The organism is Streptomyces sp. UNOC14_S4 (genome assembly GCF_020740835.1).
Taxonomy (GTDB): Bacteria; Actinomycetota; Actinomycetes; order Streptomycetales; family Streptomycetaceae; genus Streptomyces.
The window spans coordinates 1-10,021 of the sequence record NZ_JAINFC010000279.1 but is presented as its reverse complement, the minus strand read 5'-3'; the positions used below and the strand labels follow the sequence as shown (position 1 = coordinate 10,021).

The window sequence follows — 10,021 nt, the reverse complement described above, 5'->3', positions numbered from 1 at the left end:
CGCCACGGCCGCCTCCCGCGCCGTCGCCGCGGCCGCCACCGCGGCCACCTCCCGCGCCGTAGGCCGCCCACCTCGCTCCGCATATCGTCCGAATGCCGAAACGACCGATGGCGGGATCACGTGACGGTCGAGTACACATCCTGCATGTGGGTCATCCTCCTGCTCGTCGCCTGGGCCTCGGCGTTCCTCACCTGCGGCCGTCTCTGCCTCGCCGCGGCGGCGGCCGGGCAGCCCCCCGAACCGGCGCGGAGCGGCACCCGCCCGGAGACGCTGACGCTCTATGAGGCCGCGTTCCTGGCGGGCGGCCCACACCGGGTCACCGACGTCGCGCTGGTCACGATGGGCCGGGAGCACAGGCTGCTGCTGGCCCACACCGGCTGGGCCACCGTCGTCGACCCCGTCGGCCACGACGAGCTGGAGTGCTCGGTCATCACCGCCATAGGGCCGGGAGGCCAGTCGCCGGTCCCGGAGGTGCGGGCCGCGCACGAAGCCGCCGACGCCGTGCGGACCCTGGACGACCGCCTGACCGCGGCCGGGCTCGCGGTGCCCGCCCCGGCCAGGACGGACATGGCCACCGCGGTCCGCCTGGTGCGCGCCGCCTGCGGTCTGATCTTGGCGACGGCCGCCGTCGCCGTGCCGATGGCACCGCCGGGCACGGGCCAGGGCCAGGCCGCGGCCTGGTTCTCCCTGCCGCTGCTGCTGACGTCCGCCTGCCTGGCCATCGCCCGCATCGAGATCCACCCGTACACGAGCTGGGCCTCGCCCGCGGGCCAGGAGCTGCTGGGCCGCCTCTCCACCGGACTGCCCGGCCGCGGACGGCGGGGCTCCACCGGCGACGCGGACGACAAGGACGGCACGGGCATGCTCACCGCGCTCGCGATACGGGGGCGCAAGGCCCTCGCCGACCCCGAGCTGCGCGCCGCGCTCGCCGCCACCCTGAGGGACCACCGTTACTGAACCGCGCCACCCCCGTGCCGAAGGCCGGACCGCTCGCGAAACCCGCCGGAACACCCCACCCCGCCCGGGACACCCCACTGGGCTCATCGCGGCCAAATGGGGCCGACACCGGGCGTGGGTGCTGTACTTCGCCAACCACCGCACAGATTATCCCTTTTGTCAGATTTAGCGTCTGCGAAAGGGAAGTCGCGTTGAGATCAGCAGCCTTGTACGGAGCCCTCGGATCCCTGGTCCTCACCGCGCTCACCGCGGCCCCCGCACCGGCCGACGGCCTCGACCTGGCGCGCCCGCCGGGCGGCCGCGCCGAGAGCCGCGGCGTGGAGCTCGCCGCGCGGCAGGCCGCGGCGAGGGGCGTCCGCTTCGGCACGTGCCCGGCGGCGGAGGGACTGGCCGCCCCCGTGCAGTGCGGCACCGTCTCCGTCCCGCTGGACTACGCGCACCCCGAGGGCAAGCACATCAGCCTCACCGTCAGCCGGGCGCGGTCCACCGGCGGCGCGGCCGAGCACCAGGGCGCGCTCGTCTACAACCCGGGCGGGCCGGGCGGCTCCGGCATGTTCTTCCCGCTGCTGACCGGGGTCCGGCAGTGGCAGGCGGCGGCCAGGGCGTACGACTTCGTGGGCTACGCGCCCCGCGGGGTCGGCCGTTCCGCACCACTGTCCTGCGCCGACCCGGCCCGCTTCGCCAAGGCGCCGAGCCAGGCGCCGGAACACCCCACGGAGGGCTACAAGAAGCAGCGCGTCGCCGAGGCCAAGGCGTACGCGCAGGGCTGCGCCCGCCGGGCAGGCAAGGACCTCCAGCACTTCACCAGCCTCAACAACGCCCGCGACCTGGACGTGCTGCGCGCCGCGCTCGGCGAGAAGAAGCTCACCTACATGGGGGCGTCCTACGGCACGTACTTCGGCGCGCTCTACGCCACGCTCTTCCCCGGTCACGTCCGGCGGATGATCTTCGACAGCATCGTCGACCCCTCGCGGGAGAAGATCTGGTACGACAGCAACCTCGCGCAGTCCGCGGCCTTCGAGACCCGCTGGGGCGACTGGCGCCGCTGGGCCGCCAAGCACGACGCGGTCTACCACCTGGGACGGACACCGCAGCGGGTGGCGGAGGCCTACGACCGGGCCCGGCGGATGCTCACCCGGCGGCCGGTGGCAGGCCGGATCGGGCCGGGGGAACTGCAGACGGCCTTCCTGCAGGTCGGTTACAGCGACAGCCACTGGGCGCGGAGCGCCGACGCGCTGTCCGCCTATCTGCGCGGTGACGACAAGGCGCTGCGCGCCATCGCACTGCCCGACCCGGCGTCCGCGCGGTCGAGCGAGAACTCCAACGCCGTCTACACCGCCGTCGAGTGCAACGACTCCCCGTGGCCGCGCTCGTGGCCGGTGTGGAACCGGGACAACACCCGGCTCGCCCGCCGGGCGCCGTTCGAGACCTGGCAGAACGCCTGGATGAACCTGCCGTGTGCGTTCTGGACGACGCATCAGCAGCGGCCCATCGAGGTGGGCACGGCACGGCACGCCCTGCCGCCGACGCTGCTGCTGGCCGCGGAGCGGGACGCGGCGACGCCCTACGAGGGCGCGGTGCAGCTCCTCCGGCGGCTGCCCGGCTCCTCACTGGTCACCGAGCGGGGCTCGGGCACGCACGGCATCGCGTTCGGGCCGAACACCTGCGTCAACGCGCACGTGCAGACGTACCTGCTGACGGGCTCGACCCCCGCGCGCCGCACGTTCTGCGGCCCCCGGGCGGAACCGGTGCCGACCGCGGGCGGGAAGGCCACGGTCGCCCTGGGCTGAGGGACGGCAACCGGGCGACAGGGCGGGCCGGGAAACCGGCCCGCCCTGTCCGCGTGTGTCCTTGCGCCGGACCCGTGCCCCTGTACCGGCTCGCGTCCTTACGCCAGGCCCGCGACGAGCTCGGCGACCGACTTGCGGCGGCCCGTGTAGAACGGGACCTCCTCGCGGACGTGCATACGCGCCTCGGAGGCCCGCAGGTGACGCATGAGGTCGACGATCCGGTAGAGGTCGTTCGCCTCGAAGGCCAGGATCCACTCGTAGTCGCCGAGCGAGAAGGACGCGACCGTGTTGGCCCGGACGTCCGGGAAGCCGCGCGCCATCTTGCCGTGGTCGGCCAGCATCCGGCGGCGGTCCTCGTCGGGCAGCAGGTACCAGTCGTAGCTGCGGACGAAGGGGTAGACGCTGACGTAGTCGCGCGGCGTCTCGTCGGCGAGGAACGCCGGGATGTGCGACTTGTTGAACTCCGCGGGGCGGTGCAGCGCCATGTTCGACCACACCGGCTCCAGCGCGCGGCCGAACTTCGTGCGGCGGAACAGGTTGTAGGCGTCCTGAAGGGCGTCCGAGGTCTCGGAGTGCCACCAGATCATCACGTCGGCGTCGGCACGCAGACCCGAGAGGTCGTAGGTGCCGCGGACGGTGACGTCCTTCTCGGCGAGCTGCGCGAACAGCTCCTCCACCTCGTCGGCGTAGCCGGAGCGGTCCTGGGGGAGGACGTCGCGGAGCTTGAACACCGACCAGAGGGTGTAGCGGATGACCTCGTTGAGGTCCTTGGCCTTCTTGCCGGCGTTCGGGATCTTCTCGGGGGCGTCAGTCATGTCCCTATTGTCACTCGCTGCTTCGGGCGCCCGCCGTCAGGGTCGCCAGCAGCTCGTCGGCCGCCCGGTGCGCGTCGGCGATGCACGCCGGGATGCCCACTCCGCCGTACGCGGCGCCGCACACGCGCAGCCCGGGCAGACCGGCCACCGCCTCGCGGATCCGGGCCACGCGGCCGAGATGCCCGACGGGATACTGCGGCAGGCCGCCGAGCCACCGGTCGACCCGGGCCGCCACGGGAGACGCGGCCAGGCCGACGGCGTCGCCGAGATCCTTGAGCGACATCTCCACCAGCTCGGAATCCTCGCGGTTCAGATCGTCTTCGTCGCCGAACCGCCCGATCGAGGTACGCAGCGCGAAGAGCTCCTGGCCGGCGTCCGCGATCCAGCCCCACTTGTTGCTCGCGAAGGTGGACGCCTTGATCTTCCTGCCGTCGACCGGCGGCACCAGGAAGCCACTGCCTGCGGGCAGTCCGGTGACGTCGGAGCGGCGGAAGGCCATGGTCACCAGGGCCATGGACGCGTACTCGACGGAGGCGAGCGCACCGGCCGCGGCGGGCGCGGGACGCTCCAGGAGGCGGGCCGCCGGGCCCGCCGGGACGGCGACGACGACGGCGTCCGCCGTCAGCGTCTCCGCGCCGAGGTCGACCCGCCAGCCGTCGGCCCCGTGCGCGATCCCCCGCACCGGGGTGCCCGTGCGGATCTCGCCGCCCGCCGCGCGCACCGCGTCCGCGACGGCGAGCGGCAGCGTGCCGACGCCGCCGTCGATGCCCATGAAGACCGGTCCGGCCTGCCGCTGTCCCGCGGCCCGTTCCTGGACCTCCCGCACGCCGTCGATCAGCGAGCGGTGCGCGCGGGCGAGCTCGAAGAGCTGCGGCACCGCCGCGCGCATCGAGATGCGGTACGGGTCGCCCGCGTAGACGCCTCCGAGCAGCGGCTCCACGAGCCGGTCCACGACCTCGCGGCCCATGCGGGCCGCCACGTACTCGCCGATCGCGACGTCGTCGCCGATCTCCGTGGGCGGCAGTTCACGGTCCCGGGCCACCCGGGCGAGGCCCTCCTCCGAGAGCACGCCGGACGCGGCGAGCGGGGCGAGGTCGCCGGGCACGCCCATCATGTGCCCCTTGGGCATGGGGCGCAGGCTGCCGCGTGTCCAGATGCCCGCCGTGGCGGTGACGGGCGGCTGGAGCCGCTCGGCGAGACCGACGGCACGGGCCAGCTCGACCGCCTCGGGCCGCCGGGCCAGCATCGACTCGGCACCCAGATCGACGGGCACCCCGGCGATCTCCCCGGCGCGCAGCTTGCCACCGAGGCGGCCGGAAGCCTCCAGGAGCGTGACCCGGGCACCGCCCGTCACCAGCCGGTGGGCCGCCGCCAGCCCGGAGATGCCGCCGCCGATGACCACCACATGGTGCCTGGGAGTGTCGCTCATGCCCCCACTCTCTCAAACGCCCCCGCGACGCCGCGGACCGCCCCGGAAGCACCCACCGACGACCTCCGCGCGGGTTTTCCACAGGCGTCCCTCCCGCGTTTTCCACAGCCGCCAGCCCCACCGTTGACAGCGGATGGCGCCGGTCAGAGACTCGTCACGAGTTCGATCGAGAACGACAGTTCATCGGGCGGGCGCCCGAGACAGCGGCGAGGAGCAGCCATGAGCGCACGGGTCCGTGATGTGTTCGTCGTCGATGCCGTGCGCACGCCGGTCGGCAAATACGGCGGCGCCCTCTCCTCCGTGCGGCCGGACGACCTCGCGGCGCATGTCGTACAGGCCGTGGTCGACCGCGCGCCCGGCCTGGACCCGGCGCGCGTGGACGACGTGGTGCTCGGCAACGCCAACGGCGCGGGCGAGGAGAACCGGGACGTGGCGCGCATGGCGGTGCTGCTGTCCGGGCTGCCCGTGACCGTGCCGGGCGTGACCGTCAACCGGCTGTGCGCCTCCGGTCTGGAGGCGGTGGTGCACGCCTACCGCGCCATCGCCCTCGGGGACGCGTCGGTGGTGGTCGCGGGCGGCGTCGAGTCGATGAGCCGCGCCCCCTACGTCCTGCCGAAGACCGAGCGGGCCTTCCCCACCGGGCACCAGGAGCTGTACTCGACGACCCTGGGCTGGCGCATGACCAATCCGGCCATGCCGACGCAGTGGACGGTCCCGCTGGGCGAGGGCGCGGAGCTGATCGCCGACAAGCACGGCATCAGCCGGGAGCAGCAGGACGCCTTCGCGCTCGCGAGCCACCGGAAGGCGTCGCGGGCGTGGAAGGAGGGCGCGTACGACGCAGAGGTCGTGCCGCTTCCGGACGTCGTCCTGCCGCGTGACGAGACGATCCGGGACAACACCTCCGCCGAGGCCCTCGCCCGGCTGAAGCCGTCGTTCCGCAAGGAGAACGGCACGGTCACGGCGGGCAACTCCTCGCCGCTGAACGATGGTGCGGCGGCGCTGCTGCTGTGCGACGAGGAGGGGCTGCGCGAGACGGGCCGGGAGCCGCTGGCGCGCATCCGGGCCTCCGCCGTCACGGGCATCGAGCCGGATCTGTACGGCCTCGGCCCCGTCGAAGCCGTACGGCGCGTCCTGGCCAAGGCGGGGCGCACGTTCGCGGACCTCACGGTCTTCGAGCTCAACGAGGCGTACGCGGCGCAGGTGCTGGGCTGCTTCGCGGAGTGGCCGGAGCTCGATCCCGAGGTGGTCAACCCGCGGGGCGGGGCGATCGCGATCGGTCATCCCCTGGGCTGTTCCGGCGCCCGGCTGGCGGGATCGGTCGCACATCAGCTGGCGGCCGCGGGTTCGGGTACGGGGCTGGTGGCCCTGTGCATCGGGGTGGGGCAGGGGGAGGCGTTGATATTGGAGCGCTAGCCCTCGCCGGGCCGGCAGCCGGTGCGCCTACTGGCTCGGTACGCCATGTCGTTCGGCGGGTGTAGGTCGTCTGCGGCTGGGCGCGCTCACGCGGCGGAGCCGCACATCGAAACTGCCCCGCGCCCCTTACGGGGCCCGATGGCTGTGCCCTTGCTCGGGCGGCAGCCGGTGCGCCCACCAGCTCGGTGCGCCATGTCGTTCGGCGAGTGCAGGCCGTCCGTGGCTGGGCGCGCTCACGCGGCGGAGCCGCACATCGAAACTGCCCCGCGCCCCTTCGGGGCGCCCGCCCGGCGGGGCGTAATGTCGACCCTTTCCGGCCGGGCGGCCGGTTGGTTGGGGTCGGCGGGATCCGCGCAGGGTAGGGGTCGGCCATGGCATCAGAAACCGTCCAGGAAGAGCTGAGCCGTCCTTTTCTCTATCGCGGGGCCGTGGAGCGCCATCCCGTCCAGCCTCCCGTCCGTGTCGCGCCCGGTGCCGTCGAGCTGGCGGGCCCCGTCTTCGGGGCTGCCGACGTCGGGCCACTGGATTCCGACCTGACCCGGCAGCACCGCGGCGAGCCGCTGGGTGAGCGGATCACCCTCTCCGGCCGGGTGCTGGACCGTCACGGGCGGCCGGTGCGCGGGCAGCTCGTCGAGATCTGGCAGGCCAACGCCGCAGGCCGCTACGTGCACGAGAGCGACCGGCACGCCGCCCCGCTAGACCCGAACTTCACCGGCACGGGCCGTTGCCTCACCGATGACGACGGCCGCTATCACTTCACCACCGTGCGCCCCGGCGCGTATCCCTGGATGCCCGACAGCAACGCCTGGCGCCCGGCGCATGTGCACTTCTCCCTCTTCGGCACGGCGTTCACCCAGCGCCTCGTCACGCAGATGTACTTCCCGGGCGACCCGTTGCTGCCGTACGACGCCGTCTCGGGCGCGATAGCCGACCCGGCCGCGCGGGCCCGCCTGGTCGCCGCGTACGACCCGGGGCTGAACCGGCCCGACCGGTCCCTGGGCTATCGCTGGGACATCGTGCTGGACGGGCCCGCCGCCACCCCAGCGGACGACGCCGAAAGGAGACGCTGATGTCCGTGCTGCCCACCACGCCCTCGCAGACCATCGGGCCCTACTACGGCAACGCCCTGCCTGTGCCGGGCGGCGGCGAACTGGCGCCCGTGGGGCACCCGGACAGCGTCACGCTGCACGGCCGCGTCCACGACGGGGAGGGCGAGCCCGTCACCGACGCGCTGCTGGAGTTCTGGCAGGCGGCGCCGGACGGGTCGCTGCGGGGCGCGCCCGGGAGCCTGTGCCGGGACGGGACCGCGTTCACCGGGTTCGCCCGCGTGCCGACCCGCCGGGACGGCCGTTTCGTCCTGCGGACGCTGTTGCCGGGCGGCGCCCCGTACCTCGCGCTGTGCGTCCTGGCACGGGGGCTGACCCGGCATCTGTTCACGCGGGTCTATTTCGCGCTGCCGGAGGACGACCCGCTGCTGTCGGCCCTCCCACCGGAGAGACGGTCGACACTGCTGGCCGTGCCCGATCCGGGGCACCACCGCGCGTACCGCTTCGACGTCCACCTGCGGGGCGAACACGAAACGGTCTTCCTGGACTTCTCGTAACGGGGTTCCGCTGCTGGTTCCCCGGCCCCGCGGGGCCGGGGAACCGGGTCAGCGGGCCGTCTGCTCGTGGACGTACGCGACGAGGCGGGTGAGGGCGTCCGGGTCCGTGGTGGGGAGGACGCCGTGGCCGAGGTTGAAGACGTGGCCCTCCAGACCGGCCGCCGCGGAGAGCACCTCGCGCGTCTTCTCCTCGACCGCCTCGCGCCCGGCGAAGAGCACCGCCGGGTCGAGGTTGCCCTGGAGCGCCTTCCCGGGGCCGACGCGGCGCGCGGCCTCGGAGAGCGGGACGCGCCAGTCGACGCCGACGACGTCCGCCCCGGCCTCGCCCATGAGCCCGAGCAGCTCGCCGGTGCCGACGCCGAAGTGGATGCGGGGCACACCGTGGCCCGCGACGGCGTCGAAGACCTTGGCGGAGGCGGGCATGACGGAGCGGCGGTAGTCCGCGGGGGCGAGGGCGCCGACCCAGGAGTCGAAGAGCTGCACGGCGGAGGCGCCCGCCGCGATCTGCACCTCCAGGAAGGAGGCGGTGATGTCCGCGAGCCGGTCGAGGAGGTCGGCCCACAGCTCCGGGTCGCCGTACATGAGCGCCTTGGTGTGCTCGTGGTTGCGCGAGGGCCCGCCCTCGACCAGGTAGCTGGCCAGGGTGAACGGCGCGCCGGCGAAGCCGATGAGCGGGGTGGCGCCGAGCTCGGCGGTGAGCATCCCGATGGCCTCGGTGACGTAGGGGACGTCGGAGGGGTCGAGGTCGCGGAGCCGGTCCAGGTCGGCGCGGGTGCGGAAGGGCTCGGCGACGACCGGGCCGACACCGGGCTTGATGTCGAGGTCGATGCCGATGGCCTTCAGCGGCACGACGATGTCGCTGAAGAAGATCGCGGCGTCGACACCGTGCCGCCGCACGGGCTGGAGCGTGATCTCCGTGACGAGGTCGGGCCGCATGCACGACTCCAGCATGGGGATGCCTTCGCGGAGCTTGCGGTACTCGGGCAGCGAGCGCCCCGCCTGCCGCATGAACCAGACCGGCGTGTGCGGCACCGGCTCGCGGCGGCACGCCCGCAGGAACGCCGAGTCGTACGCCGCGCTGCGGCCGTTCTCCTGCTGGCCGGCGGGCCGGCCGGTCTCCGTACGCTCACTCATGCCCCAAATCTTCGCACGGGCCGAACGAGTGACCCGCCCATGTGGGTGTCCCTACCCGGAACGGGGCCTGATTCCGCCTAGTCTTCCGGGCATGGCTGCGGCGCAGGGACACCTCTCGGACGGTCCGGACGACGCGGATGGGGAGGGCACCCCGTCCGTCTTCCGGCAGGCGGTCGCGGGACTGCAAGGGGTACGCCTCCGGCCCGAGATCGAGCTGGACGCCACCCCACCGCCCCAGCGGCTCGCCCCGTACTCGTACGCGCTGGAGGCGGCGGTCGTCGTGGACGACGAGGAGCTGGCCGACGGGCGGCTGATCCTGCTCCACGACCCGGCGGGCCACGAGGCGTGGGGAGGGACGTTCCGGCTCGTGACACTGGTGCACGCCGATCTGGAGCCCGAGATGGCGGCGGACCCGCTGCTGCCGGAGGTGTGCTGGTCCTGGCTGACGGGCGCGCTGGAGGCGCGGCGGGTGCCGTACGGGGCGCCGAGCGGGACGGTGACGCGGGCGAGCTCGCACTACTTCGGGGGGCTGCAGGACCGGGAGCCGTCGACGCGGATCGAGATCCGGGCGTCGTGGTCGCCGGTGGAGGCGCGAGGGGGGCCGGTCCGGCAGCCCGGGGAGAGCGTGCCGGACACCGCCGCGCACCTCGCGGCCTGGTGCGATCTGCTCTGCCAGATCGCGGGGCTGCCGCCGGGCGGGGGGCCGGAGGCCGGGGTGGTGACCCTGCCCCAGCGGCGCGACCCGCAGAGTCGTTGACCGCTCAACCGTCTGAATTGCCCGAATTGTTACTCATCAATTCGTGATCATTCCCTAAAGCCGGGACGCTTCGCTGCCGAAGAGGCTTGTGACCCTTCCCATACGGATCGCCCCGGCTTACCC

9 protein-coding genes are annotated in these 10,021 nt (G+C 73.6%); 6 read left to right on the top strand and 3 right to left on the bottom strand.

Annotation, left to right across the window (positions count from 1 at the left end):
* Nucleotides 1-144: 144 nt before the first annotated feature.
* Nucleotides 145-957, top strand: a complete 813-nt coding sequence (locus K6I34_RS23080; protein WP_229328242.1) for a TIGR04222 domain-containing membrane protein — start codon at nt 145-147, stop codon at nt 955-957.
* A gap of 191 nt (nt 958-1,148) precedes the next feature.
* Complete coding sequence (locus K6I34_RS23075; protein ID WP_229328241.1) at nt 1,149-2,747, top strand: alpha/beta hydrolase; 1,599 nt, start codon at nt 1,149-1,151, stop codon at nt 2,745-2,747.
* Between the two features lie 98 nt (nt 2,748-2,845).
* Here K6I34_RS23075 and hemQ read toward each other — a convergent pair whose 3' ends face one another.
* Nucleotides 2,846-3,562 carry a hydrogen peroxide-dependent heme synthase gene (gene hemQ, locus K6I34_RS23070; RefSeq protein ID WP_229328240.1) on the bottom strand — a complete coding sequence of 239 codons (717 nt, stop codon included), beginning with the start codon at nt 3,560-3,562 and terminating at the stop codon, nt 2,846-2,848.
* A 10-nt stretch (nt 3,563-3,572) separates the two neighbouring features.
* Nucleotides 3,573-4,991, bottom strand: coding sequence for a protoporphyrinogen oxidase (gene hemG, locus K6I34_RS23065; protein WP_229328239.1), 1,419 nt, complete (start codon nt 4,989-4,991; stop codon nt 3,573-3,575).
* A gap of 219 nt (nt 4,992-5,210) precedes the next feature.
* Between hemG and K6I34_RS23060 the strand changes: the two genes are divergently transcribed.
* The 3 genes from K6I34_RS23060 to pcaG all read left to right on the top strand — a co-directional run bounded on the left by K6I34_RS23060 (nt 5,211) and on the right by pcaG (nt 8,007).
* Complete coding sequence (locus K6I34_RS23060; RefSeq protein WP_229328238.1) at nt 5,211-6,404, top strand: thiolase family protein; 1,194 nt, start codon at nt 5,211-5,213, stop codon at nt 6,402-6,404.
* 371 nt (nt 6,405-6,775) lie between these two features.
* Nucleotides 6,776-7,474: a protocatechuate 3,4-dioxygenase subunit beta gene (pcaH, locus tag K6I34_RS23055; RefSeq protein ID WP_229328237.1), complete on the top strand. Its 699-nt coding sequence runs from the start codon at nt 6,776-6,778 to the stop codon at nt 7,472-7,474.
* Entirely contained in the window at nt 7,474-8,007 is a 534-nt protein-coding gene (gene pcaG / locus K6I34_RS23050; RefSeq protein ID WP_229328236.1) for a protocatechuate 3,4-dioxygenase subunit alpha, read from the top strand. Before pcaH ends, pcaG begins: the two co-directional genes overlap by 1 nt.
* Nucleotides 8,008-8,055: 48 nt before the next feature.
* Here the strand turns inward: pcaG and hemE are convergent, their stop codons facing one another.
* Nucleotides 8,056-9,141, bottom strand: a complete 1,086-nt coding sequence (gene hemE / locus K6I34_RS23045; RefSeq protein ID WP_229328235.1) for a uroporphyrinogen decarboxylase — start codon at nt 9,139-9,141, stop codon at nt 8,056-8,058.
* Nucleotides 9,142-9,232: 91 nt separating this feature from the next.
* Between hemE and K6I34_RS23040 the strand changes: the two genes are divergently transcribed.
* Nucleotides 9,233-9,898, top strand: a complete 666-nt coding sequence (locus K6I34_RS23040; protein ID WP_229328234.1) for a DUF3000 domain-containing protein — start codon at nt 9,233-9,235, stop codon at nt 9,896-9,898.
* Nucleotides 9,899-10,021: the final 123 nt, after the last annotated feature.

Excerpts from the sequence above, each read along its gene's own strand:
- K6I34_RS23080 (WP_229328242.1), top strand. The coding sequence starts at position 145 with ATGTGGGTCATCCTCCTGCTCGTCGCCTGGGCCTCGGCGTTCCTCACC.
- K6I34_RS23060 (WP_229328238.1), top strand. The coding sequence starts at position 5,211 with ATGAGCGCACGGGTCCGTGATGTGTTCGTCGTCGATGCCGTGCGCACG.
- pcaG (WP_229328236.1), top strand. The coding sequence starts at position 7,474 with ATGTCCGTGCTGCCCACCACGCCCTCGCAGACCATCGGGCCCTACTAC.
- hemQ (WP_229328240.1), bottom strand. The coding sequence starts at position 3,562 with ATGACTGACGCCCCCGAGAAGATCCCGAACGCCGGCAAGAAGGCCAAG.
- hemG (WP_229328239.1), bottom strand. The coding sequence starts at position 4,991 with ATGAGCGACACTCCCAGGCACCATGTGGTGGTCATCGGCGGCGGCATC.
- K6I34_RS23040 (WP_229328234.1), top strand. The coding sequence starts at position 9,233 with ATGGCTGCGGCGCAGGGACACCTCTCGGACGGTCCGGACGACGCGGAT.
- pcaH (WP_229328237.1), top strand. The coding sequence starts at position 6,776 with ATGGCATCAGAAACCGTCCAGGAAGAGCTGAGCCGTCCTTTTCTCTAT.
- hemE (WP_229328235.1), bottom strand. The coding sequence starts at position 9,141 with ATGAGTGAGCGTACGGAGACCGGCCGGCCCGCCGGCCAGCAGGAGAAC.